The organism is Arthrobacter sp. Cr_A7, assembly GCF_029222765.1.
In the GTDB taxonomy this organism is placed as follows: Bacteria; Actinomycetota; Actinomycetes; order Actinomycetales; family Micrococcaceae; genus Arthrobacter.
Map to the genome: position 1 here is coordinate 1 of NZ_JARHXQ010000219.1, position 478 is coordinate 478.

The window sequence follows — 478 nt, forward strand, 5'->3', positions numbered from 1 at the left end:
GCCGGGAACGGTGACGCCCTACACCGTGGAGATCAACGGGACACACGTCTGGCCGGCGCCGGAACAGCGCGGGGTGGATGACTCAAACCCCGACGGCCAATTCCCGCCGTCGGTCATTGCCACCCTCAACCCCGGCAAGCCCCTGCGTTTGGCCTACGGTTCCTGCCGCACCAGCGTCCCGCATGATGCGGCCGGAAACCGGAGCCACGGGGTGGACTCCTTAAGGGCCTATGCGCTGAACATGATCTCCGGCAGCAGCGAGCCGTGGCCGGACCTGGTGGCCTTCCTGGGGGACCAGGTCTACGCCGATTCCACCAGCAAGCAGATGCAGGAGTTCATTAAGGCCCGCCGGGACATCAAGGCACCGCCCGGCGAGGAGCTGAAGGACTACGAAGAGTACGCGCACCTCTATTACCTCGCCTGGTCGGACCCGGCCAACAGGTGGCTGCTGTCCACCCTGCCCAGTGCGATGATCTTC

The 478-nt window shown here is 65.5% G+C and carries 1 pseudogene; it reads left to right on the plus strand.

What is annotated here, in order from left to right:
- Positions 1-478, plus strand: a pseudogene (locus tag P2Q66_RS12925) (alkaline phosphatase family protein); the annotation flags it as partial.